The 26,318-nt window shown below is 65.0% G+C and carries 13 protein-coding genes; 10 read left to right on the top strand and 3 right to left on the bottom strand.

The features are described 5' to 3' along the window. The first annotated feature begins 3 nt into the window (after window positions 1-3). On the top strand, window positions 4-8,847 hold the full coding sequence (locus LVJ94_05795) for an amino acid adenylation domain-containing protein (GenBank protein WXB06746.1): 8,844 nt from the start codon (window positions 4-6) through the stop codon (window positions 8,845-8,847). Next, window positions 8,844-12,734, top strand: a complete 3,891-nt coding sequence (locus tag LVJ94_05790) for an amino acid adenylation domain-containing protein (GenBank protein ID WXB06745.1) — start codon at window positions 8,844-8,846, stop codon at window positions 12,732-12,734. The genes LVJ94_05795 and LVJ94_05790 overlap by 4 nt, the downstream gene beginning before the upstream one ends. A 7-nt stretch (window positions 12,735-12,741) precedes the next feature. Here LVJ94_05790 and LVJ94_05785 read toward each other — a convergent pair whose 3' ends face one another. Together LVJ94_05785 and LVJ94_05780 are read right to left on the bottom strand one after the other, a co-directional pair. After that, window positions 12,742-13,839, bottom strand: a complete 1,098-nt coding sequence (locus tag LVJ94_05785; GenBank protein WXB06744.1) for a PepSY domain-containing protein — start codon at window positions 13,837-13,839, stop codon at window positions 12,742-12,744. A 55-nt stretch (window positions 13,840-13,894) separates the two neighbouring features. Then, the gene (locus tag LVJ94_05780) at window positions 13,895-16,672 is read right to left on the bottom strand and encodes a winged helix-turn-helix domain-containing protein (protein ID WXB06743.1); all 2,778 of its coding nucleotides are present in this window, start codon (window positions 16,670-16,672) and stop codon (window positions 13,895-13,897) included. Between the two features lie 312 nt (window positions 16,673-16,984). On the opposite strand from LVJ94_05780, the gene LVJ94_05775 reads away from it, so the two are divergent. Further along, window positions 16,985-17,458 (top strand): DUF2505 domain-containing protein, encoded by a 474-nt coding sequence (locus LVJ94_05775; GenBank protein WXB06742.1) that lies wholly within the window; start codon window positions 16,985-16,987, stop codon window positions 17,456-17,458. A 290-nt stretch (window positions 17,459-17,748) separates the two neighbouring features. Continuing rightward, window positions 17,749-18,312: a hypothetical protein gene (locus LVJ94_05770; protein ID WXB06741.1), complete on the top strand. Its 564-nt coding sequence runs from the start codon at window positions 17,749-17,751 to the stop codon at window positions 18,310-18,312. 1 nt (window position 18,313) lies between these two features. Here LVJ94_05770 and LVJ94_05765 read toward each other — a convergent pair whose 3' ends face one another. Next, on the bottom strand, window positions 18,314-19,237 hold the full coding sequence (locus LVJ94_05765; protein WXB06740.1) for an MBL fold metallo-hydrolase: 924 nt from the start codon (window positions 19,235-19,237) through the stop codon (window positions 18,314-18,316). Window positions 19,238-19,939: 702 nt separating this feature from the next. Between LVJ94_05765 and LVJ94_05760 the strand changes: the two genes are divergently transcribed. Genes LVJ94_05760 through LVJ94_05735 form a run of 6 tightly spaced genes read left to right on the top strand, consistent with a single transcriptional unit; the run spans window position 19,940 to window position 26,306 of the window. Then, the gene (locus LVJ94_05760; GenBank protein WXB06739.1) at window positions 19,940-21,286 is read left to right on the top strand and encodes a tryptophan 7-halogenase; all 1,347 of its coding nucleotides are present in this window, start codon (window positions 19,940-19,942) and stop codon (window positions 21,284-21,286) included. After that, on the top strand, window positions 21,286-22,164 hold the full coding sequence (locus LVJ94_05755; GenBank protein ID WXB06738.1) for a hypothetical protein: 879 nt from the start codon (window positions 21,286-21,288) through the stop codon (window positions 22,162-22,164). Before LVJ94_05760 ends, LVJ94_05755 begins: the two co-directional genes overlap by 1 nt. After that, window positions 22,149-23,192: a beta-ketoacyl-ACP synthase 3 gene (locus LVJ94_05750; protein ID WXB06737.1), complete on the top strand. Its 1,044-nt coding sequence runs from the start codon at window positions 22,149-22,151 to the stop codon at window positions 23,190-23,192. The genes LVJ94_05755 and LVJ94_05750 overlap by 16 nt, the downstream gene beginning before the upstream one ends. A 32-nt stretch (window positions 23,193-23,224) precedes the next feature. After that, on the top strand, window positions 23,225-23,455 hold the full coding sequence (locus LVJ94_05745) for an acyl carrier protein (GenBank protein ID WXB06736.1): 231 nt from the start codon (window positions 23,225-23,227) through the stop codon (window positions 23,453-23,455). Further along, window positions 23,452-25,236 (top strand): AMP-binding protein, encoded by a 1,785-nt coding sequence (locus LVJ94_05740; GenBank protein WXB06735.1) that lies wholly within the window; start codon window positions 23,452-23,454, stop codon window positions 25,234-25,236. The genes LVJ94_05745 and LVJ94_05740 overlap by 4 nt, the downstream gene beginning before the upstream one ends. 32 nt (window positions 25,237-25,268) lie before the next feature. Further along, complete coding sequence (locus LVJ94_05735; protein ID WXB06734.1) at window positions 25,269-26,306, top strand: 3-oxoacyl-ACP synthase III family protein; 1,038 nt, start codon at window positions 25,269-25,271, stop codon at window positions 26,304-26,306. Window positions 26,307-26,318 lie beyond the last annotated feature (12 nt).

The raw sequence follows: 26,318 nt of genomic DNA, 5'->3' as shown, positions 1-26,318 counted from the left end.
ATCATGAAAACGAAAAAGGACATCGAGTCGATTCTTCATCTATCCCCCCTTCAGGAGGGATTGCTCTTCCACGCGATCGCGGACAAAGCGGCCGACCCTTATTTCACGCAAACGGGCTTCGTGCTGGAGGGCAAACTCGATCCGGAGGCCTTCGCCCGGGCGTGGCAGACCGTGGTGGATCGGCACGCGATCCTTCGAACGTGCTTCGCCTGGGAAGGCATTGCCAAGCCGGTGCAGGTCGTCCGCAAGGCGGTGGCCATTTCCCTGCAGTCCCACGACTGGCGCGGGCGAAGTGAACGCGCCCGCGAAGAAGACTTCGCCGCATTCCTGGCCGAGGACCGCCGGGCCGGTTTCGATTTTCTCAAGCCGCCGTTGATGCGCCTTGCACTCCTTCGCATCGCGGACGACGCCTGGTACTTCGTCAACAGCCACCACCACATCTTGCTCGACGGATGGAGCTTCGCCCTCGTCCTGCGGGAAGCGCTCGTCGCGTACCATGCCTTGGTCGCCAAGACGCCGCTGGACCTTCCGCCGGCCCGGCCTTACCGCGAGTACCTCGGGTGGGTCAAAGCTCGGAACGAAGCGGACGCCGAGGCATTCTGGCGCGGCGCCATGGCCGGCTTCCACACGCCGACGACGCTCCCCGCCGATGCCCTGCCCGGCCGTGCGCTGGAGGACGACGCGTTTCCGCATGCCGAGCGCGAACTTCGCTTCTCGAGCGCCCAGACCGAGGCCCTCGTGGCCTGCGCGCGCAGCCATCGCATCACGCTGAACACCTTGGTGCAGGGCGCGTGGTCGTGCCTTCTGCATCGCCATGGCGGCGAGCCCGAGGTGGTCTTCGGGTCCACCGTGTCGGGCCGGCCCCCGGATCTGGCGGGCTCGGACAGCATCGTCGGTCTGCTCATCAACACTTTGCCCATCCGGGTTTCCGTCGCGGACGATGAGCCGCTGGGCCCTTGGCTGCAACGGCTGCAAGATCGCAACAGCGAGCTACGCCAGCACGAGTGGACACCGCTGTCGCAGTTGCAGCGCTGGAGCGAGGTGCCCGGTGGGCAGGCGCTCTTCGAGAGCATCGTCGTCTTCGACAGCTACCCCGAGGAGGACGTCGCCGAAATGCCCACGGAGCTTCGCGTCCGCGCGTTGCCCAGGCCAAGCCGCCCCGCCGGCGACGCCATTCTCACGGCCGGGCGAAACAACTATCCGCTGTCCCTCATCGTCGAGCCCACGAGCGAGCTAAGGCTCATTCTTTGTTACGAGCGACGCCGCTTCACGCACGAAGGCGCGTCCCGCCTGCTCACGCAGTGCGCGACCTTGCTCGAGGCGATGGCGGCGCGGCCGCAGGCGCGCTTGGGCGAACTGCCGCTCATGAGCGAACGCGAACGCCAGCGGATCCTCGTCGACTGGAACGCGACGGAGGCGCTGGCCCCCGCGACGATGAGCGTCCACGAGCTGTTCGAGGCCGAGGCCCAACGGCGACCCGACACCCTCGCCGTCGTGTGCGAGTATGCGCGCCTCTCCTACCGCGAGCTCGATGCGCGGGCGAATCGATTGGCGCACCGTCTGCGCGCGCTCGGCGTCGGCACGGAGGACCGGGTTGCCCTTTGCGTCGAGCGCTCGGTGGAGATGATCATCGGATTGCTCGGCGTGCTCAAGGCTGGTGCAGCCTACGTGCCGCTCGACCCGAAATTCCCCCGTGAGCGGCGCAGGGACATCGCGCTCGACAGCGGCGCGCGCGTGGTCATCGCGAAGGCCGACGCCGACTTCGGCGAGGGGGTGACGCTCCTGGACCCGGCGGAGGCTTCCCTCGCCGCCGAGCCGTCTTCGCGGCTTTCGATCGAGCGTCGCCCCGGCCAATTGGCCTACCTCATTTACACCTCCGGCTCGACGGGTCGCCCCAAAGGCGTCGCCGTGGAGCACCGCCAGCTCGTGAACTACGTGCGCGGCGTGCTGGGCCGCCTTCCCCTGGCCGAGAGCACCAGCATGGCGCTCGTATCGACGGTCGCGGCGGATCTGGGGCACACGTCGCTGTTCGGTGCACTCTGCTCGGGGCGCACCTTGCACGTGCTCGCCGACGAGCGAATCTTCGACCCCGATCGCATGGCGGAGTACATGCGCCACCACGCGGTGGATGGCCTCAAGATCGTGCCGAGCCACCTCACGGGTCTTCTCGAGGCGAAAGACCCCGAGCGGGTGCTGCCGCGTCGCTGCCTCGTGATCGGCGGCGAGGCTGCCAGCGCGGAGCTCGTGGAAAAGATTCACGCGCTCGCGCCCGATTGCCGCATCGTCAACCACTATGGCCCGACCGAAACCACCGTGGGCACGCTCACCTGGGAAGTCCCCCAGGATGGAAACCGCACGACGGCATCGCTCCCCATCGGCCGTCCTCTTCCCAACACGCAGGCGTACATCCTCGACCAGAACCTGCAGCCCGTGCCGGTCGGCGTGCCCGGGGAACTCTACATCGGCGGCGCCGGTGTGGCGCGTGGTTACCACGATCGCAGCCGCCTGACCGCCGAGCGGTTCCTCCCCGATCCTTTTGGCACGACCCCCGGCGGGCGCTTGTACCGCACCGGCGATCGGGCGCGTTACCGGAGCGACGGGGCCATCGAGTTCTTGGGGCGAACGGACCATCAAATCAAATTGCGCGGCTACCGCATCGAGCTCGGTGAAATCGAATCGGCCCTTCGCGAAGAGCCGAACGTGCGCGAGGCCGTCGTCGTGGTGCACGACGACGCAGGCTCGAAGCGGCTCGTGGCCTATGTGGCCGGTGCCGACATCGAACCAACCACGCTGCTCGGGTCGCTGGGCCGCCGGCTCCCGGATTACATGCTCCCGAGCGTGCTGGTGCCGCTCGCGTCGCTGCCGCTCACGCCCAATGGCAAAATCGACCGCGCCGCCCTCCCCGCGCTTGGCCAGACGGCGGCAGCGGATCCCGATGCCTTCGTGGCCCCCCGCAACGAGGTCGAGACCATCCTCGCGCACGTTTGGGCCGATGTTCTCGGCAAGGAACGGGTCAGCATCCACGACAATTTCTTTGGCCTGGGTGGCGACTCCATCCGAAGCCTGCAGGTCATTGCACGCGCCAACCAGCGCGGCATCAAGCTGACGCCGAAGCAGCTTTTCGAGCACCCGACCGTGGCCAAAGCCTCCGAGGTGGCCGTCGTCAAGAAGGCCGCAGCGCCCGCACTTCCGGCGCCCCCAGCCCCAGAGCCGCCCAAGGCGAACCTCAGTGGTCTCACCCCCGAGGAGCTCGATCGCCTTCTGCCCGATCCCGCGAGCATCGAAGACGTCTACCCGCTGTCGCCGATGCAGCAAGGGATGCTCTTTCATACGCTGCTCAACCCGAGCTCGGGCGTGTACTTGATGCAGCAGCAGTACACGTGGAGCGGTCCGCTCGACGTCCCCCTCCTCATCGAGGCCTGGCAAAGCGTCATCGACCGGCATCCGATGATGAGGACCTCGTTCGCGTGGCAGGACCTCGAGCGGCCGCTCCAAATCGTTCGCCGCGTCAACGCCGCGGACGTCATCCTCGTGCAGGACCTGCGCGAAATGCCCGAGGCCGAGCGGCAGGCGTCCATCGACGAGACCCTCGAGGCCGAGCTTCGCGCGGGGCTCGACATGACCCGCGCACCGCTCATGCGGATCCGGCTCTTTCGTCTGGCCGACGAGACGTACCGCATCGTGCGGAGCTTCCATCACATTCTCACCGACGACTGGTGCTTCTCGGTGCTCATGATGGAGTGCCTCAACTTCTACGGTGCGCTGCGTTCGAAGCAGTCGATCTCCTTGCCGATGCCGCGCCCGTACCGAGACTACATCGCGTGGCTCGATGGTCGCGATTTGGCCGCGGGCGAGCAGTTCTGGCGCCAAGAGCTCCGCGGCTTCTCCGCCCCGACGCGGCTCGGTGTGGAACGCATCCTCAAAGAGGACGTGGAGCCCGCCGACACCATGGGCGACGCGTTCATCGAACTATCACCATCGGCCAGCCAGGAGATCGCGGCGTTTGCGCAGCGCCACCAGCTCACCGTGAACACGCTGGTCCAGGGTGCGTGGGCGCTGCTTTTGAGCCGCTACAGCGGCAACCGGGACGTGCTCTTCGGGGTGACCGTGGCCGGCCGCCCCACCGAGCTGCCCGGCGTCGAATCCATCGTTGGATTGTTCATCAATACATTGCCGCTCCGGGTGCAGGTATCGCCCGAGCGTGGGATCGTGCCCTGGCTGCAAGAGCTTCTGACGCACAATTACCGAATACGCCAATTCGAATATCCGCCGCTCGTACAGATGCAACAGTGGAGCGAATTGCCCAATGGGCAATCGCTGTTCAACAGCTTGGTGGTCTTCGAAAATGCGCCACTCGATCCCCGGCTGGGCGAGCAGGTGGGCGATGTTCAGCTTTCCTTCGAGCACGATCGCGTTCACACGAATTACCCGATGACCGTCGTGGCCTATCCGGGCGCCCGGCTCGGCGTGCGGCTTTCGTACGACGAGCGATGCTTCGACGACGCGGCGGTCCGACGGATGCTCGATCATCTGGGTCGAGCCCTCGAGGACATGGTTCGACATGAGGGCGGTCGCCTCGGCGATATCGCACTTCTCGGCGACGCCGAGCAGCAACGGTTGCTCGTCGATTGGAACTCCACCGCCGGTGAGGCGCCCCCCGCGGCCTCGTATGTTTCGATCTTCGAAGCCCAGGTTCGAAAGACGCCGGATGCCGATGCCGTCTCCTGCCGCGGGCGCCGTCTCACGTACTCCGGTTTGAACCGTGCGGCCGATCGCGTGGCGGGTGCGCTTCGTGCGGAAGGAGTAGGCCCGGACGGCATCGTGGCCGTTCTCGAGGAGCGCGACATCGACCTCGTCGTGGCCGCGGTCGGTGTGCTCAAGGTCGGCGGTGTCTATCTGCCGCTCGACCCATCGCATCCTTCGTCGCGCCTGGCGCAGGTCATCGCGACGAGTCGCGCTCGGGTGGTGTTGACGTCGGAGGCGTGGGCTCCCGCGCTCTCGGACGCTCTGGCCCGTCTCCCCGAGGGCGAGCGACCGCGGCTCGTCCTCCGCGAAAAGCTCGCGGCCCATGCCACCGACGCAACCAACGCAGCCGGGCCGGGGCACCTCGCGTACGTGATTTACACCAGCGGATCGACCGGAACGCCGAAGGGCGCCATGGTGGAGCACGCGGGAATGCTCAACAACGTGTGGGGCAAGGTTCCTTCGCTGTCGCTCACGCCGCGCGACGTCGTCGGGCAAACGGCATCGCAGTGCTTCGATATTTCCGTGTGGCAGCTTCTGTCGGCGCTGCTTTGCGGTGCGCGCGTGCACATCGTTCCCGGCGACGTGGTGGCCGATCCCCAGCGGCTGCTCGAGGAGGCCGAGGCCGAGGGCATCACCATCCTCGAATTGGTTCCGTCCCTGCTGCGCGAAATCGTGCAGGCACAAGCTTCGACCAAGGTGCTCACGCGCCTGCGTTGGATGCTTCCGACCGGCGAGGCCCTCACCCCCGATCTGTGCCGCAAGTGGTTCGAGCGGTTCCCGCACGTTCCCCTCATGAATGCCTACGGCCCCGCAGAGTGCGCCGACGATGTGGCGCTCCACGTGCTGACCGCCGCGCTGCCATCCGACGCGACGCATGTCCCCATCGGGCGCTCCGTGCCCCATGTGCAGCTTCACGTCCTCGTGGGCGACGCGCTCGCGCCCATCGGGGCCATCGGCGAGCTTTGCGTCGGGGGCATCGGTGTCGGGCGCGGGTACATCCACGACCCGCGGCGAACGGCCGAGGTGTTCGTGCCCGACCCATTCCGCCAAGAGCCCGGTGCGCGCATGTACCGCACCGGCGATCTCGCGCGCAGGCTCGAGGACGGCACCCTGGAATTCATCGGGCGACGCGATCATCAGGTCAAGGTCCGCGGCTTCCGCATCGAGCTCGGCGAAATCGAGGTGCGCCTCGCGGAGCACCCGGGGGTTCACGCCACCGCCGTGCTCGTGCGCGCAGAACAGCTCGTGGCCTACGTCGCCACCGGCGCGCTTTCGCAGGGCGAGCCGCCCACCGGCGCGCAGCTGCGCGAGTTTCTCCGGGAGACGTTGCCCGATTACATGGTGCCGGTCAGGTTCGTTTTCCTGCCCGAGCTGCCGCTCACCCCCAATGGCAAGGTGGATCGTCAGGCCCTTCCCTCGCCCGACGTGGCCGCGGAGGGCGCCACGGCGGCGATCGAGCTGCCGCGCACGCCGACGGAGGACGTCCTCGCGGGCATCTGGGGCGAGGTTCTCGGCCGCGAACGCGTCGGCATCGACGAGAGCTTCTTCGAGCTCGGCGGGCACTCGCTCTTGGCCACGCGCGTCGTTTCGCGCGTGCGCCATGCCTTCGGCGTCGAATTGCCGCTACGCAGCCTCTTCGACCATCCCACGGTGGCGGAGCTCGCGCGCGACATCGATGCGCGACGTACGGCGGATTTGGTCAAAGCGCCGCCGCTCGTTTCGGTACCGAGGGACAACCCGCTCCCGCTGTCGTTTGCCCAGCAGCGACTGTGGTTCCTCGCGCAGCTGGAACCCGACAGCGCCGAGTACAACATGACCGCCGCCGTTCGCGTGACGGGCGATCTCGATTTGGCTCTTTTCGAGCGAAGCCTCGCGGCGCTCCTCGCGCGGCACGAGGCCCTGCGCACGTCCTTCGCGCCGAACAATGGCGAGCCGGTGCAGGTCATCGCGGAAGGCGCCAAGGTTCCCTTCGAGGCATTCGACCTTTCGGATACGCCGGCCTCGGAACAAGAGGCTCGCGTGCAGCGCATCGCCGCCGAGCATGCGGGCCGGCCGTTCGATCTCGGCCGGGCGCCGGTGATCCGCGTGGCCGCGGCGAAGCTCGGTGCGGGGGAGCACGTCCTCGTCCTGGTCGTGCACCACATCGTGGCGGACGGCTGGTCCATGAGCGTGCTCGTGGGCGAGCTCGCGGAGCTGTACGATGCCGAGCGCTCGGCGCGTCCTTCGACGCTGCGTTCGCTGCCGATTCAATACGCGGACTTCGCCGTCTGGCAGCGGGAGTGGATGCGCGGACCGGTGCGCGAGGCGCACCTCGGCTACTGGAGGCAGCGTCTCCAGGATCCTCCGCCCGCCCTCGACCTGCGGCCCGACCACGTTCCCGTCGGTGCACCGACCTACCGCGGCGCGCGCTTCGAAATGGACATCGAGCCCGAGCTCGCCGAGGCGCTGCGGAACCTCGGACGGCAGCACGGTGCGACGCTGTTCATGACGTTGCTCGCCGCCTTCGAGGTTCTCCTCTTCCAGCGCACGGGCCAAACGGATCTCCTGATCGGAACCGACGTGGCGGGCCGCAGCGGTGTGGAGACCGAGGGGCTCATCGGCTTCTTCGTCAACCTGCTCGTCCTGCGGACGGATCTCGGCGGTGCGCCGACGTTCCGCGAGCTTCTCGGGCGTGTTCGCGCGACGACCCTGGACGCGTACGCGCACCAGGATTTGCCTTTCGAGCAAGTCGTCGATGCCGTGCGCGCGCCGCGCATTCCGGGGCGGCACCCGCTGGTGCAGACGTTGTTCGTGATGCAGAACACACCGTCGTCCGATCTGGAGCTGCCGGGGCTTCGGTTCCGTGCGATGGACCTCGAATGGGACGCGGCTCGGTTCGATCTCGCGTTGTTCGTCGAGGAAACGAGCGAGGGCACGGTGGGCGTTTGGAAGTACCGCGCCGATCTGTTCGAGGCGACGACCATCGAGGCCATGGCCACGTCGTTGCTCGGCATCTTGCGGCGCGTCGCGGCCGAGCCCGAGAGCCGCATCACGGCCCTCGTGGCCACGGAGCCGAAGGAGCGCGCCAAACGGAGTCGGGCGCTTCCGGCGGGAGGGCTCAAGAGCTTCAAGCGCGCGACGGACGCGTTCATCACCACGCGCCTCGCCAAGCCCACCGAGACGATGCCGCTGGTCGTCGAGCCGGCCCGGCGCGACGTGGATCTCGCGGCGTGGGCGCAGGCGGAGCGCACCTTCGTCGAGGAGAAGCTGCTCCACCATGGCGCGCTGCTGTTCCGCGGCTTCGGGCTGACGTCCGTCGGAGACTTCGAGAACGTGGCGCGGAGCGTATGCGGCGAGCTGTTCGGCGAGTACGGCGACTTGCCCCGGGAGAAGGCCGGCAAGGACGTGTACGGCTCCACACCGTATCCGGCCGACAAGGCCATTCTCTTCCACAACGAGAGCTCGCACCTGCCGCGCTGGCCACTCAAGCAGTGGTTCTTCTGCACGCAAGCTTCCCCGGAAGGCGGCGCCACGCCCATCGTCGACTGCCGCCGTCTTCACGAGGCGCTCTCGCCCGAGCTCCGCGCACGCTTTCAGCGATTGGGCCTTCTCTACGTGCGCAACTTCACCCCCGGCTACGACGTGAGCTGGCAGGACTTCTTCCACACGAGCGAGCCGATGGTGGTGGAGGAGCGTTGCCGGGTGAGCGGCATGCGCTGCGATTGGATGGACGGCGGGCGGCTGCGTATCAGCCAGCGCGGCCCGGCGGTGCTTCAGCATCCCAAGACGCGCGAGTCGGTCTTCTTCAATCAGATTCAGCTCCACCACCCCGCGTACCTGGAAGCACCCGTGCGGGAGTCGCTCTTGGCCATGCTCGGTGAGCGGTGGTTGCCGCGTCATGTCACCTACGGCGACGGTTCCCCCATCGAGGAAGAGACCACACGCGTGCTCGGGGAACTTTATGAGAGGTACGCCGTGCGCAATCCATGGCAGAGCGGCGACTTGCTGATGCTCGACAACATGCTCGTGGCCCACGGCCGCGATCCCTTCAAGGGCCCACGCAAGATCGTGGTGGCCATGGGCCAGATGGTGTCGCATGCCGACGTGGAGGTGACCCCGTGACGAGCCTGGACGGCGTGAGCCTTTCCCCCGTGCAGAGGCGCCTCTGGTCGCTGCACCAGCACGGCGTCTCGGCCAACGTGCGGGCGCGCATTCGCATCGAAGGCCGCATCGAGCACGAGAGGCTCTCCCGCGCATTGGGCAGCGTCGTCGAGCGGCACGAGATCTTGCGCACGACCTTTCATCGCGATGCGCGTCTCAAGTTCCCCCTCCAGAGAGCCGGCGCCCGCGGATTTGCCTGGCGCTACGTCGATCTCGAGGGCCGCTCGGAGGCCGAACGGCGCGCCGCCATCACGGGGGCGTGGGAAGAGGCGGCGCGGCGGGATTTCGATTTGGTTCACGGGCCGGTGCTCGATGTGACGCTCCTTCGGCGTGGCGCCGAGCACCACGAGCTTCTCCTCGTGCTGCCCGCGCTCTCGGCCGATGCATGGACCCTGCGGCTTTTCGTGCGGGAGATCGCCGATGCGTATGCGCGCGGGCCTCTGGAAGACTCGGAGGAGCCCGCGCAGTACGCGCAATTTTCGGACTGGCAGAACGAGCTTCACGGAGGCGCGGCGTCGCCGACTCCTTCGCCGGCGCCCCTCGTCTTGCCGTTCGAAGGCGCCTCGGACGGAGCACGTGCGGCCTGCGCCTCGGTGGAGATCGATGTCGACGCTCGGGTGGCGGCCGAGCTCGAATCGCTCGCACACCGTCACGGGGCCACGCTATCGACGGTTCTTTTGGCGGCCTGGCTCGTGCACCTCACACGGCTGGTCGCGCGGAAGGATCTCGCCGTGGCGGTCCTTTCGGCAGGACGGCACATCGAGGACCTGCAAGAGGTGATGGGCCCCGTGGCGAGCTGGATGCCGGCCGTGTGCCGCGTCGACGAGGCGACGTCGTTCGGGGAGCTCGTGCGCCAGGTGGAGGCTGCGCTGGAAGCGGAGCTCGAGCAGCAGGATGCGGCGGAGCGCACGCCCGAGTGGCCCGAGGTGCAGCACGGCACCTCGGATTGGGTCGGCTTTGCCTACGACGAGAGCCTGGAACCCGTGCGCGTTTCGGGCCTTTCCTGGCAACTCGATGCACAATGCATGGGTCCACCTGGCCTCAAGCTCGCACTGTCTCTCGTGCGCCATGAGGGAGTCTCGGCGACGATTTGGTACGACGCGCACCGCGTCTCCGCCGGTGGTGCGGCGGCCCTCGCCGAGCAGTACGTCACGCTCCTTGGTGCGTTGGAGGCAGGTTGGGAGGCTCCCGTGGGGACGCTGCGCATCCTCGGGGCCACGGAGCGCGCGCGAAGGCTCGCCGAGGGTCGCGGCAAGGTTGCGGATGCGGCGCCCGCACTCCTTCACCGCGCATTGGAGCAGCAGGCCGCGCAAAGGCCCGATGCCCTCGCCGTTCTTTGCGGCGAGCAGCGCTGGACGTACCGCGAACTCAATCGACGCGCCAATCGACTGGCGCGCGATCTGGCCCGCCGTGGCTTGAAGCCCGGGAGCCCCGTTGGTCTCTGCTGCGAGCGGTCCGCCGACATGATCGCGGGCCTTCTCGGCATTCTCAAGGCCGGTGGCGCCTACGCTCCGCTGGACCCACAGGCGCCCGCCGCGCGTCTCGCGCAGCAGTTGCAGCAGTTGGAGCGGCCGCGCGATGCCATCGTGATCACCCATCGCGACATGGAATGGCCCGATGCCCCGGGCGCCGAATACGACGCCAACCCACCGGGGGCCGTAGGGCTCGACGATCTGGCCTCGATCATTTTTACGTCGGGCTCGACGGGCGTGCCGAAGGGCGTGGCCATCACCCACCGCGGCATCGCCAACTACACCCAGACGCTTTGCGGGACGCTCGAGATCGAGCCGGGCCTCCACTTCGCCACCGTGACGACGCTGAGCGCGGACCTGGGCAACACCAGCATCTTTGCCTCGCTGGCCACGGGCGGATGCCTCCATGTGATCGACTACGGGACGGCCACGGACGGGCGAAAGTTTGCCGAGTACACCGCGCAGTTTTCGCTCGACGTGCTGAAGATCGTACCGTCCCACCTGGGTGCGTTGCTCGATGCCGGTCAAGGACGAGCCGTGTTGCCGCGCCGGCTTCTCGTGCTGGGCGGGGAAGCGCTGTCCATGGCCCTCGTGGACCGGATCGCCGCGCTTGGCGGGACGTGCGCGGTGGTCAACCATTACGGACCCACCGAGACGACCGTGGGGGCGCTGGTCCTGCCGCTTCGCGATTGGCGCGACCGCACGGGGTGCGCCTCGGTGCCGATTGGACGTCCGCTGTGCGGCGATGAATCGTACGTGCTCGACGAGAAGCTCGAGCCCGCGGCCGTGGGTACGGTGGGCGAGCTCTATCTCGGTGGCGCCGGTCTGGCGCGCGGGTACCTGGACCGGCCCGACATCACCGCCGAGCGATTCGTGCCGCACCCCTTTTCTGCGGGAGCACGTCTGTATCGAACGGGCGACCTCGCAAGGTACCGCCCCGACGGCACCGTCGAATTCATCGGTCGCCGCGACCACCAGCTCAAGATCCGCGGATTCCGCGTGGAGCTGGGCGAGATCGAGGCGCGGTTGTCGGAGCATCCCGGCATCGGCCAAGCCATCGTGATGGCCCGGCACGAGGAGGGCTTCGCGCTCGTGGCCTACGTGGTCCCGAAAGAGGCTTCGGCCGGCGCGCTCGAAGAAAAGAGCGTCCGCGAGTTTCTCGGACCTCGACTGCCCGACTACATGCTCCCGACGGACGTCGTGGTTCTTCCCCGACTTCCCCTCACGGCCAATGGCAAGGTGGATCGAAAGGCTCTTCCCAGCCCCGCGGATCGTCGAACCAAGCACGCCTACGTCGCGCCGCGCACGCCCACCGAGGAGACGCTCGCGCGCATCTGGGCCGAGGTTCTCGAGGTGCCGAAGGTGGGCGTGAACGACGACTTCTTCGATTTGGGCGGGCACTCGCTGCTGGCGATTCCGCTGATGCATAGAATCCAGCAGGCGTTCGGCACCGGGTTCTCGCTCATGGCCATCTTTCGCGCGCCCACGGTCGCGGGTCTGGCCGAGCTCATCTCCCAGGTTCCGGGCATCTCCGACGATGGCGCCGGCTCGCCGGTCGTCACCCTGCGCGGGGTGTCACCGTCGGCAGGCGCGCGCCCGCCGCTGTTCTGCGTGGACCCCACGGGTCGCCACGTCACGGCGTACCAGCCGCTCGCGGATGCCCTCGGCGACGACCAACCCGTGCTCGGGCTCGATCTGGGGTCGGTGTTGGGCCACGAGGAACATTCGATTCAGCACATCACGGAGACTCTGGCCGACGAGGTCCGAGCCCGGCAGCCGCACGGCCCGTACCATCTCGTGGGGTGGTCCCTGGGCGGCGTCCTCGCACTGGGCATCGCGCACGTGCTCGAGGCGCGGGGTGAGTCGGTGGCATTTCTCGCCATTCTCGATACGCAACCGCGCACCCACCTCTATACGAGCGAGGCCCCCGACGTCGTGTCCGAGCTCGCGGGATACATCGACCAGAGTCGCCGAGCGGAGCTTCTTGCCCTGCCCAAAGAGGAGCTTCGCGCCTTGGAGGACCGCCTCCACGGCCTCGCCATCCGTGAGCGCGTGGAGCAAGCCGCCATCTGGGCCCAAGCGCGGGGTCTTCTCCCCGAAGACGCCCCGGCCACCGCCCTTTGGCACCGCTACGTCCTGCTGCGCGACGCCGCGCTTTTCCTGAATGGCCTGCCCGCGCATGCGTTGCGCGCGCCCATTCGCGCCTGGTGGAGCGCGGAGACGCTCGCGCAGCACGGCAGCGCGCCCGTCGACTGGCAAGCGTACACCCGCGGCACCGTGGACACCGTCAACCTATCCGGCGACCACCTGGCCGCCGTGCAAGGCCGCGAGGTGCATGCTAGCTTGCGAGCCGCCCTCGCGACGATCGATCCTTGACGCGCCCTCACACACGGCGACGTTGCAGCCAAAGCTCGATGCCGCTCACGAGGACGACGATGGTCATCGCATCGAGGCATGCCCAGAGAACCTTGAGCGGCATGCCGCCGTAATTGCCGAAGTGCAACGGCTGCGAGAGCAAGAGAACGGTCAAATACCACGGTAGCTTGCGAGCTCCGACCACGCGGCACGTCCGTGCGTCGACCCATACGGGCTCGAGCAGCTTGGACGTCAGGGGCGTGGTGCCCTGCAGGAAGACCACGAAGTGATGTGGCCCCGCGAAGTCGCTACCGGGAAAGGCCAAGAAGGAAAGCTCCGTCCCGGGGGAGGCCTCGAGCGCGGCCTCGAGGGCCCTCTGGGCGGAGCCCGTGGCGACGTCTTCGAGACCGGGCTCCGTCGGCGGCGGGTGAGCGCGATCCCATGCCGTCATCTCGGCGAGATGGGTGCTTTGCCAACGCTCGAAGAGCGGAATTGCCAGGGTGTTCACCACGCCCGTGGCTCCGACGACCAAGAACCACATCAACGTCGTGATGCCGAACAGGTTGTGCACGTCCAGCCATTTGAGCCGCGACGACCGGTTCCTCCGCACCGTGCCAAACGCGATCTTGCTCATGTACGGCCCATACAACACGGTGCCGGACACGAGCGAGGCCACGAGCAAGAGCCCCATGAACCCGAGAAAGAGCGTGCCCCCGAGGCCGGCAAACATCTCGACGTGGAGCTTCACTAGGAAGCTCGTCACACCTCGCTCGAGCACGTACTCGCCCAAGAATGCGCCGGTACGCACGTCGTAACCATCGATGCCCGACGGCTCGGGCGACTGGACGGTCTTCCCAAGTCGGACGTAGTGCACGAACGGCTCGCCCGGCTCGGTCAGTACGAACTGCACGGCGTCGCCGTGCCTCTTGGCCCTGGCGGCCGCGAGAATGTCGTCCAAGCTTACACGCGCGGATGTCGCGGCTTTCTCCGGTGCAACGAGGGTGTAGCCCAGCGCGCGGTCGATCTCGTGACGAAAGATGAGCGGCATCCCCGTCACGCACAGCATCAAGAGAAACAAAGTGCAAACGAGGCTGGTCCACTTGTGAACGGCATACCAAGCTCTCATGGGGCGGGCCCCAGCCTAGTACAGTTCCTCCGCCGCCCCGGCGTCTACGAACGCCTCACTTGAACCCCAGGATTGCCGCGGCGCGGAGCACGTCCCGCGTGTCGAAGCCCTCGGTGAAGCGCTCGTACACCGGGGAGAGCACCGCCAACGCTTCGGCGTTTCGGCCTCGACGTTGCCAATGCTCCGCGAGGGTCGTGGCCGTCCGCAGCTCCCACGCCAACGTCTTTTGGCGACGCGCGACATCCAGCGATCGTCGAAGCAGCGCCTCGGCCTCCGCATCGCACTGACCATCGCTCTGGGCGAGGAGTCGCGCGGCGCGAATCCGAAGCATTTCGGCCGTACACCATCGTTCGTCACCGTCGCGCGCGAGGGCCGCTTCCGTGGCCGCCTTTTCATCCATCGTTGCAAGCAGATCCGCGAGGTAGGGGCCGCCCGGAGGTTCCCGACCCGCATCGAACGTACCGTCCAAGACGGCCTGGTAGGCTTGCCCAAAGCGATGGTTGAGGACCAGAGAATGCTCCAACGAGGAAACAAGAAGTAGATCCGCAAACTCTTTGGCCGCCTCGATCTTGCCCATCCAACACGCGATGGGAACCAGGCCGAAGGCGATCGCCTGAACCAGCTGGATGGCCTGGTCGATGGCGCGCGCACGCTCGAGGCCATTGCAGGCGCATTCCCAGGCCTGCTCTGGATAACCTTGCAGCCAGAGAATGCGGGCAAGTGTTGGCCGGATGGCAACGCCCGAGCTGACCCGAATGCCGCGCGGGCGCCCCGAGTCCGCGGGCTCCACCTCGTCGGCCAGAACTCGCTCCACGAAGGCTCGCGCTCCCGCGGGATCTCCTATCGCCTGAAGCCCTACGGCCATCATCCTCTGGTACCGGAGCGCGATCCCGAACGAGGAAAACGTCTTTGCGATGGACGCGTATTCGTTCGCGACGGACAAGCATTCGGCATAATCGCCATTTTGAGCAAAGGCAAGATGCAGGCTAAAGAGCGCGTGTCGTTGCTGGTCGACGGATTCTGCATGTCGAGCCAATTCAAGGGCCGTTCGAAACGCACCAATCACGATTTGGATAGGCTCGGCCGTCTGCCACATCGCATGTCCATACATTTGCCAAACTCGTCCCAACGCGATCGGATCCGCGGCGGACGTTTCGGGCGTGACTTCGAGCACGCCTTTCAACCTTCGTGCATATTCGTCGAAAAGAGATAGCGCATAACAGATCTGGTGGGCATTGCCGATGAGTTGCAGGCCCAAATCGCGATCCCCGCCGCCGGACAGGGCCCAATCGAACGCACCGCGCAAATCGTCAATCAATTGGCGATGGTGCTCGGTCCAATCTCGATTGTCCCCGGACTCGTAATCGATCTCCAGCGCCTTGAGCGAGGCAAGCATATGCATCGCGTGACGGAGCGAGGCCTCGTGCGACTCCTCCGTGGTCAGCCGTTCGGCCGCAAAGGCGCGGGTCGTATCCAACAAGCGGTAGAGCGGCGCTTCCCCACCGATGTCGACCGTGACCAAGGATTTGGCAAAAATGTTCGACAGGTACGTCAATGCCGTCGGGCGCGCCCATCGTGTACCGGCAACGGCAAGAGCCGCATCCGCGGTGAACCTGCCGCGGAAAACCGAGAGCTGCCGCAGCATGGCCTGCTCCTCGGGCCGCAGGAGCTGGTAGCTCCACTCCAAGGTGGCCGCCAGCGTCTGATGCCGCGGCAACGCCGTTCGGCGGCCTTTCGTGAGTGCGTTGAAGCGATCGTCGAGCCGGGCGGAAATCTCGCGAAGGCCAAGGTCACCCACCCGCGCGGCCGCAAATTCGATGGCCAGCGGCATGCCGTCGAGGCGGTGGCAGATCGCCGCGACGACGTCGGCGTCGGCATCCCCCAACTCGAATCGATCGGAGGTTGCCCGGACACATCGAACGAAGAAGTCCACGGCGGGGAACGAGAGCGCATCGGCAGCGGTCAGCCCGTCCGTATGCGTGGGATGCGACAAGGACGGGAGGCGATACGCCCATTCTCCCGTCGCACGCAAAACTTCGCGGCTGGTCGCAAGGATGCGAAGGCGGCTAAGTCGCGAGAGCAGCGATTCGACCAAACTCGCGACCGCGTCGACCACGTGCTCGCATGTGTCGAGCAGAAGCAGCATCTGCTTTTTGCGCAAATAGGAAATCAGACCGCCCAGGGGATCGTTCGAAAGCACCCCGACCCCGAACGCCGAGGCCAGCGCGCTCGGGACGAGGCCTGGGTCGGAAATGGACGAGAAGTCCACGAAGCAGATGCCATCGGCAAAGCGCGGCAAGCATTGTCGCGCCACCTCGACGGCCACGGTGGTCTTGCCCACCCCGCCAGGTCCGGCGATGGTGACCAGTCGTTGCTCTGCCAACAAACCCCCGAGGTGAGCAATCGTTTCCGCGCGACCGACCGTGGTGGCGAGCAACGCGGGCAGGTTGTCCCGCGTGGGCTCGGCGGGCAACACCGGCTCACTCGCCTCGTCCTCCCAGCGCGACACGGGCAGCGTGAACCGGTAGCCGCGCGGCACCGTTTCGATGGCCCCCCGGCCTTGCTCTCCACGGGCAAGCACCTTGCGAAGGGCACCTATCTGAACGCGCAGATTCGTCTCCTCGACGGTCACGTCGGGCCAGACCAGCGTCAGCAGTTCGTCGGCCGTGACCACGGTCCCCGCGCGCGCCACCAAAATGCGAAGCATGTCCAGCGCTCGCGCCCCGAGACGCAGCGTCGCGCCGCTCAACGACAGGTGGCGCGCCTCGGGCGCAAAGCGAAAGTCGCCGAAGGCATAGCCTCCCCCTCCGGTTGGTTCCCGTGCCTTCTCCACCGGGGAAGTCTATCGGTGGGATGGAACGAAGTCTCGAGCAAGGCGCTGGCGGACGTCATCCATGGCACCTACCTGGCGCCGCGTGTAGCCCGGCGCGCTTGGGCTACTCGAGGCTGAGTGCGCTCGGTGGGGTCGCTTCCTTCGTTCTTTGCCATTGGCGCAAGATGCTATTCCGCGGGCCGCCACGGGCAGACGTACTTCTGTAAAAAATACGACGTTGGACGCAATTCTCGCCTGAGACATCCTCGATGTTCTGGCCGCTCATTGACGAACGCCAATACCACCGAGAAGAGATCTCCATGGAGGGGAAACATGGCCACGTTCGTCATCACTCACGAGATAAGGTGCAACAAGGAACAATTCTGGAAGCTCTTCTGGAACAAGGCGTTCACCGAGAAGATGTACCGCGAAGGGCTCGGTTACCGAGCCTATGAGATCCGTGAACAGAGCGAGACCGAGCGAACGGTGGACCTTGCGCCCAACTGGAGTCTTCCAGGACCCATGAGGGGCGGATTCACGCTTTCGGAGCAGGGCGAGCTCGCGAGGGGAAGCGACATTTGGCGATGGCGCGCGACCCCCAGCACCCTCGCCGACAAGATCCACCTGGATGGCACGATGCGTCTAGAGCCAATCAATTCAACGAGCATCCGCCGAATCGGAGACCTCAAGGTAAAGGCGACGGTCCCCATCGTCGACATCTTGTTGGAATCCAGTTTCGAAACGCGCCTTCGTGAGGAATGGAGCCGCACGGCGTCCTATATGAGCAAGCATCTGTCCATGAGGTGAGTGACCCGCATTGTCTTCGTTGCGAGAATTCTCGCTCGAGCTTCTTTGCCATTTCGCTCGAATCTCCGAGCAGCGTCGAAATGCTCCGACTGCGCACATTGCGCAGAGAATGTCCTGTTCCAAGTGTGGAACCGTGCAGCCGAATCGTTTCGGGCGCCGGGAAAATAAGACCTATCGCAGGCTGACCACCGCCGACGATGGGGCATATGCCTTGCTAATTTCCATCGGCGAGGATGTTTCGAGCTATTGCATCGCGTCTCCCGCGGCGGAGACTGCGGAGAGGTCCCATCGTGTGCACCACAGCGGCCATGTTCGCGGTGCTCACGGTCACGAGTACGGCCCATTCGGATCCGACCGCCTTCGGCCGTGGGTTCGATCTCGGACGCTTCGTCGAACGCGGAGTTCAATTCGCATATGAGGCAACGCGCGACCATGGCAAGGGGACGCCCAATGCCCACACCAAACCTCCCTTGGGTTGGGCCCTCGTGGCACGCGATTGGAACGGTGGATTCCCTCTCATCGGAGAGCTGGCCGTTGCGACCGACAAAGTCCGTTTGACGAAGTCGACCCGCGCCCTTCTCGGGCGCGTGCACACCGGCGACGGCCCAGTGGCGGCGTTCCTGCACTTCGGTATCGGTGAGTGGCGCTACGATCCCGATATGTTCCCGTTCTCGACCCGCCGCCGTGAGCTTGCGTTGCAGTTCGGCGGAGGCATTGCCGTGCTCATCACGAAGCACGTCGCATTCGCGTGGGAGGTGAATCACCTGACCCTTTGTCGGGATCCATCGGAGCCGCAAATCGTTCCAACGCCGTACATCTACGGAACGCTCGGCGTCGTCGATATCCAATTTTAAATCAAGTGAGAGTGTGCTCGCTCTCGAGAAGATCGAGTATGCGGAGCATGCTCTGAACGTGCAGGTCCTGCGGCACGAACGTAACGCTCGGCGCGTGCAGGCGCTGGGAGAGCTGCTCGGCCACCGTCCTTTTGGCGCCGCCCGCTTTTGGCAAAAGCTTTCGCGCGTCGTCGGCAAACCGCTCGAGCCCGTCCCTGGCCTCCGCCGCCGCCCGCGCTGCTTGCTCACCGGTGAGCCTTCCGTGGTGCCCGAGCACGACCTCCTCGGCCCCGAGCTTCGCGATGCTCTCGATGGACGTGCGATACGCCGCGAGATCGTCGAACGACAGCGGACAATAATAGCCTTCCTCGACCAACTCTCCCAGTGCGTCCGATACGAAAGCCCGCCCGCGGCTCTCGTCGAAATAGGCAATCTGGCAGCGGCTGTGGCCTGGCGTTTTCCGCACGAGCATCGACCGTCGACCATCGAGCTCGACCCGATCGCCGTCGACCACGGTGGTGATCGGTATTTCGGACAACACGGCTGGCGGAAGCGCCGGATTCGGTAGCGCCGGGAGTTCCTCGCCGGGCGACGCGAGCAACTTGGTCGCATCGTTTATCTTCTGGACCACCGCCCGTGCCCGCTCGCTCTGAAAGGCCTTGGCCGTTTCGGGCGAGGCGTAGACGGTGACCCAAGGCATGTATGGATAGAGCTGACCGAGAAGCCCGCAGTGATCATAGTGAGAGTGGGTCACCAGCCATCGGCGGATGCGGCGGGTATCCCCGAGCACGTCCTGGAGCTGACGGAGAACGAGCGGTGCATGCCGTGTCAGCCCTCCCTCGATCAACGCCCAATCGTCGCCACTCCCCGTCAAGAAGACCGGATTCTTGATGGTCCCGAGCACGATCAAGTCTTCATCGACGCAGCCTACATCCGTGTACCACATACCGTCGTAATCCTTTTGAAGAGAGGCCGACGAGGTCGACCGAGAGACATGCTACCGCGACTCTAGGTCAAGGTGCCGCACTCGTCGATCCCATCGCAATGGGGACGATGCAAGAAGCCGTCGATGGCGGACAGACAACTCGCGAAGTGACGAACGTATGGCTGAAGGCCCGCTCTCCGAGCGGAGAGTGTCGCCATTTGCTCCAAGTAATCTCAATCCCAATTACGTACGGAGTATCTGCTGCAATATCGCCAATTTCCGCCCGCTCGCATGCAGGGTGTCATCCCGACAACTCAAATTGCTTATCGTGACGCGATCGGATCCGGATTGGCACGAGAAGACGGCAAAATACAGCGTCACTCTGGTCAAATCGCATTGCAAAGTGTTACTTCGACAGCGCGATTCCTCGTCGAGGAATTACTTGTTCATATGGGCTTGAAACGTGGGGACGAAGCGCTATGTACTTCGCTATACTCGCGACCCAATCAGCACTCGGTCAGGCCGAACGAATCCAGCTTTCAGAAAGTTAAAGGTTCGCGCTGATCGGTTGGCGCTTTCGGACGATACGCGACAGCGGTCGCGGCCTTCTTCTCTCGATGAGGATCTTCAATGGACGTTTCGACGAATGAGAGCGTTGAGCATTTCGACGCCATCGTTATCGGTGGTGGCCCGGGCGGTTCGACGCTCGCCACAATCCTCGCCATGCGGGGCCACAAGATTCTTCTTCTCGAGCGAGAAAGTTTTCCGCGTTATCAAATCGGCGAATCCCTCTTGCCGTCGACGACGGGGGCCATCGGTCATCTTCTCGGAATCACCGACGAGTTGGCCAACGCCGGATTTCCCATCAAGCGCGGCGGCTCTTGGTACTGGGGCCGTCGAAAAGAAACGTGGACGTTCGATTTTACCCAGAGCGAGGTGCCTGGGGTCGTCAACGCATACCAGGTCGAGCGAGCCAAGTTCGATGAGATTCTCTTGCGCAACGCTGCACGCAAGGGCGTCGATGTACGTGAACGCCATCCCGTCGCGGCCATCCTCCAGGAGGACGGGCGCGTCGTCGGCGTACGCTATGGAACACCGGATGGCGGCACGCGCGAAGCGCGAGCCCGCATCGTCGCCGATGCCAGCGGTCACTCGAGCCCCTTTCACCGAATCGTCGGTGAACGCGTCGTGGCCGACTTCTTCCGCAACGTCTCTCTCTTTGGTTACTTCCGCGGTGGAAAGCGGATGCCCACGCCGAATGAGGGCAACATCCTCGTCGTATCCATGGAGAAGGGCTGGGTTTGGTACATTCCGCTCGCGCCGGATCTCACCAGCGTGGGCGTCGTCATGCCACAGCAAAATGCTCCCATCCTGAAGAAGGGGCATGAGCAGGCCATGAACGAGCTCCTGGATGGCTGCCCCCTCATCAAAGGCATGCTCGAAGGTGTGCCGCGCGTAACGGAAGGAATGTACGGACAATACCGGGTACGCAAGGACTGGTCCTATTGCAATTCGAAGTTTTGGAAACCAGGGATGGTCCTGGTCGGCGACACCGCGTGTTTCGTCGATCCACTCTTTTCATCCGGCGTTCATCTCTCGACGTATTCGGCGCTCCTCGCGGCGCGATCCATCCATACGACCCTTCTCGGGGAGGTCGACGAGACCGCCTGCTTCACGGAATACGAACGGCGTTATCGGGCCGAATACATGATTTTCTACCGATTTCTCCAGTTCTTCTACGACTCCAACAACGATCAGGAAGATTACTTCCGCGCCGCGCACGAGGTGCTCGGGGACGAGAAGTTCGAACAGGACCGCCAGGCCTTCGTGCGCCTCGTTGCCGGGTTTGGCACCGGACCCGACGTTCAGGCGCTTGCCGGGGCCTCCGCGCCACCGACCGAGACCAAGCGTATTCCCCTCGATGCGGTCTTCGGAATCCCGTCATGGCTGGACGTCACGTCTGCATCCGGCCTCGGAGCTAGGGGCCCGTACCCGGCAGGGCCCGATGCGCTCTCCATCTCGGCGGATGGCTTCCGTTGGGTTGCGCAGCCTCCAGCGGAATCGGCCTGATGCCCTGGGAGGCGAGCTTGCGCATCATCGGTGCCAACGCGAGCGTATCCACCGGTGACGCGCAGTTCGAGCAAGGGCGCGATCCCCTCGCCATCGATCGCGTTCTCCCGGTGGCCCGGGAGGTACTTGCTCAGGCATCCGTCGAAGCACGTAGCCTCGATTTGATTCTGAGCATGTCGATCTCGCCGGACCGAGTGGCGCTCGGCAAGAACGTTGCGGGTCCCCGCGTCTGCCACCCACTGCAACGAGAACTCGGCGCGGAGCGCGCGTTCGTTTTCGATCTGTACGACGATGATTGGTCGGCCGCGATCGATATCGCCCGCGGATTCTGTCACGAGATGGATTACAAGCACGTGCTTCTCGTCCGGGTCGAGTGCGGCGGCAAGAGTCTCGCCAAGGATCCAGAGAGCGGCTTCCGTGTCCCCGACGGAGCCGGTTGCTTGTTGCTCCGTTGGGATGGCGCAAAATCGGGACGCGAACCATTCGGTGCATGGTCGCATACGAACGTTGCACCGGTGCAGGTCGATGCTTTCCCGTGGGCCGAATGCGCCTCGGGTGAACTGCGCGGCCAGTTTCGTTTTCCGTTGCAGCATGGCGTTTCCGAGAAACTGAACCAGGCGGCGATAAGCCTCTTGCGAAACGCACTCGCCGACCAAAAGGCCGACCATGTGGTGATCGAGTCGTGGTTTCCCGGCGACGTCGACGCACGCTCGGTGAAAGACGCCATCGGCCTCGACCCGGCGATCGATACCCGTTTGGGCCCGTTCGGGCTGCCTTATTTTGCAGAGACACTCCGTGGTGATGGGACGCGCCGCCTCCTCAGTCTCACCTTAAACCCGTTTCAAATGAGGTATGGCTACCAATGGCTGCAAGCGTAAGCATATCGGAGAGCCCGTCTTTCGGTCCACTGCTTCTGCCGCGGGCGCGAATCGCCAGCGTCGGCTTTTCCCTTCCAAACAAGGTGATCGACAACGATTACCTGGCCACGGTCATGAGCACGTCGGACGATTTCATCGTCGCCCGAACGGGGCTCCGCGAGCGCCGTCACGTCACGGCTTCCGTGCCGACCTCCGAGCTGATGGTGGAGGCTGGGGCACGGGCCATCGAGCGCGCGCGCCTCTCCCCGGCCGACATCGATCTGATGATCGTGAGCACGTTGAGCCCCGATCATCATGATCCCTCTCAAGCAAATCTCATCCAACCGAAGCTGGGATTGCGGCACATTCCATGTTTCGATATCCGCGCTCAATGCTCGGGCTTTCTGTACGGGATCGAAATCGGGGCCCAGTACATCCAGACCCGCAAATGCCGAAATGTGCTCGTCATCAGCGGCGAAGTGCTCTCCAAGCGCATGGACTGCTCGAACGACGGGCGAAACCTCGCGGTCCTTTTGGCGGACGGCGCGGGCGCAGCGGTGTTGCAGGCAAGCAACGACGTTGGCGTGGGGTTGATCGATCAGGTCACGGGCGCGGACGGAAGCCACTTTCGGGATCTCTGGACCGAGGCTCCGGGAACTGCGCACGAAACGTTCCTGGCGCCGGAACTCGTGGACCGTGGAGCGCACCAGTTTCGCATGCAGGGGCGCCAACTGTTCGAGCACGCCGTGGAAGCCATGGTGACGTGTGCGCGTGACCTCTTGGCCCGGAATCGCCTCTCGGTCGCGGATCTCGACATCGTGATCCCGCACCAGCCGAACCCGCGAATTCTCGAACGCGTCAACCAGATCCTCGAAATACCCGAGGGCAAGTTGCTGATGACCGATCACCTCGGCAACATGGGGTCGGCGTCGCTGCCGGTCGTCCTCGGGATGAGCATCGACGAAGGACGCGTGCGCCCCGGCACCCTTTGCATGTTGCTCGCCTATGGCGCGGGCTCGACCTGGTCGGCCGCCATTCACAGATTTTAATGCTCGGTGAAATTACACGGAAGCCATGCGTCATGCCCGAAATTGAAATTCAAAGCACACTGCTCGAACTCTTCACGGAAAAGCTGCAGTGGAACGGCCCATTGCCCACGGGTGCCTTGTCCGAGCATCTGAGCTCTCTGCAGCTGCTGACACTCATCGACGCCGTCGAGGAGCGTTTTTCCATTTACCTTCAGCCCACGGAGGCGGCTGAAATCGATACGGTTGACCAAATCGTCGCGACGATTCTTCGGGAGGCGAAGTGACGCCCCCGGTTCCTCCGACCTTGCCGGGGGCGACCCTCATCGACCGATTGACGTCGGCCGCGGGTGCATCTGCGTCGAACGGCATCCACTTCGTGGATCGGGACGAGGGCGAGACATGGTTTGGCTGGGACGCAATTCGCGCGGGCGCATTGCGTGCTGCGGGCGGGCTCGCCGCCGCGGGAATCGGCGCAGGCGATCGCGTCGCATTCGTGCTGCCGACCAGCCCAGAACTCGTGTTCGCGCTCTTGGGCTGCATCAGCATCGGTGCCATCCCGTTCGTCTTGGCGGCCCCTCGTCGATTGGGCCGCCTCGAAGAGTATCGCGAGCGCACCGTCGCCATGCTGCGCGCCACCCGCGCCGCGGCACTGGTGACCGATGCCCGCGTGCGGCGCTCGCTCGACTCCGTTCTCGCGCGGTACGAGCCGAGGTTTGGCGCACTCCTGGTCGAGGATCTGGATCGCGGCCCGACGCGGGAACCGAGCGCGATTTCACCCGATGACTTGGCCCTCGTGCAGTTCTCGTCGGGCACGACCGTCCATCCGAAGCCCGTTGCGGTCACGCATCGCCAGATTTTGGCGAACTGTGATGCGATGGCCGAGCGAATGTACCCGCAAGCCGAGGCCGTACACGTATCGTGGCTTCCCCTTCATCACGACATGGGGCTCATTGGTTGCGTGTTCAACGCCATGTGCCGCGGCATCAAGCTCGTGCTCATGGCGCCTGAAATCTTCATCGCGAAGCCATCGCTTTGGCTGCGCGCGATGGCTCGCCACCGCGCCACCGTGACGGTCGCTCCGAATTTCGCTTATGCGCAGTGCACGGCGAAGGTCCGCGACGAGGACCTGGAAGGGGCCGATTTTTCCGGATGGAACATGGCCCTCTGCGGGGCCGAGCCCATTTCCGCCGAAGTCGCTCGCCGATTCAATACGCGATTTGCGCGATGGGGACTTGCCGAAACGGCATTCGCCCCCGTCTACGGACTCGCCGAAGCCACGCTCGCGGTCACATTCACTCCCTTTCACGAACGGCCATTCCGAACCACCCACGTCGACCGCAAATCGTTGAGTGAAGGGCGCCCCGTGCCGGGGCCTGGGGTCGAACTCGTGAGCGTGGGCAAACCCATTCGCACCGTCGAGATCGAGCTCCGTCGAACCGAGGACCGAGTGCCCTGCGCATTGGGCGAAGTGGGAAATATTTGGGTTCGTTCGCCCTCCGTGATGGCGGGCTACCTCGATCGCGACGACGCCCCCATCGAAAACGGCTGGCTCGATACCGGCGACCTTGGTGTCCTACTCGACGGTGAACTTTATATTACGGGTCGGGCCAAAGACATCATCATCATCAACGGCGAAAACCACCTCCCGCACGATATCGAGGACGCGGTAAACCGAGTTGCGGCTGTCCGCACGGGATTCGCCGCCGCCGCCGCCGAGGTGGGCGAGCACGGCGAGCGTCTGCTGGTCTTCGTCGAGCAGCGAAAAGCCTCCGCGAACCTCGCCGAGGAGTGCTGGAAGGCGGTCCTCTCGACGACGGGGCTCGAACCTGCGCTCGTCGTCGCGTTGGCCCCTGGCAGCATTCCGCAAACGACGTCCGGCAAAATCCGGCGAGGCGAAACGCTGCGACGTTGGCAGCAAGGTATCCTCACTCCCCCCGAATCGGGCCGCGGGCAGAACGCGGCCGTCAAAAGTCTATTCGGCTCCCTGAGCGACGCCTATCGGGCGCTCATCCCATCCGAGGATGCCGCGCGCCCTTCCGATTCCGCGGACTTGGACGACGAATGATGCTCGCAGACGCTCCTCGGGAAAGAGTTCCGGTGGCAGTGCGCAGCCTCGCATGCGTATTCCCGGCGCGCAGCGTGTCGAACACCGAGGCTCCGTACACGCAAATCCCCAACGTTCCTCACGAGTGGTGGCAATTCTGGGGCGTTCAACGCCGTGGGATGTTCGACACCGCCGCAGGCGAGACCCACGATCGCGTTGCCGTCCGTGCGTGCCGGGAAGCCTTGAGGATCGCGGAGCTCGAAGCCGCCGACATCGATCTCGTCTTGGCCAACACGTCGAACCTCGTTGTCTCGACCCGCGCGGGGCAACGATTCTTTCCCCGGCTCGCGCCGGTGATTCGCGAAGAGCTGGGCGCGCGGTCTGCGCTTGCGATGGACGTGGAGCAGGAGTGCCTCTCGTTCTTGATCCATCTGCAGAATGCAGTGAATTTGATACGCATGGGCCGCTGCAAGCGCGTGCTGGTGTGCAGCGTCGAGCATATTACCGACTTGCTCGATTACACGGACAAATCCGCAACCATCTTCGGCGACGCCGCGGCGGCCGCCGTGGTGACCGCGGATTCCGACGGCGCATCGCTCCTTGCATCCTCGTACGTGAGCAGGCCAGAACACTACGACCTCGCCACCCTTCGTTGGAGGAATCCTCGCTACAAAGCCAAGGACGAGGTCGTGCCCGATGATTTTCACACGTACTTCGATTTGCGCGAAGATGCGGCCGATGGCATGCGCAAGTTCGTCCCGGTGTTCGTTCCGGAGATGGTGAAACAGGCGCTCGAGCGTGCGCGCCTCCGCGCCGACGACGTGGACTATTTCGTTTTTCACCAGCCGTCTCCCATTCTGATACGCGGCTGGGCGAACGCGCTGGGCGCCTCGCGGGAACGCTACTGCACCACCCTCGAAACCCGCGGCTCGCTCGTCTCCGCGTCCATGCCGATCACGTTGCACCACGCGATTGAACGAGGCCACGTAGGCCCCGGCAAGACCATCGTCATCGCGGGCGCCTCCACGGGCTGGGGCTTCGGCGCCCAAGTCTGGCGCTGGGGTGAAACGCGGATCAACGTGCTCGGATGAGCAGCGGAAGGT

The sequence above is a fragment of the Sorangiineae bacterium MSr11367 genome (genome assembly GCA_037157805.1).
Lineage (GTDB): Bacteria > Myxococcota_A > Polyangia > Polyangiales > Polyangiaceae > Pendulispora > Pendulispora rubella.
This window is presented reverse-complemented; position numbering and strand designations above follow the sequence as displayed.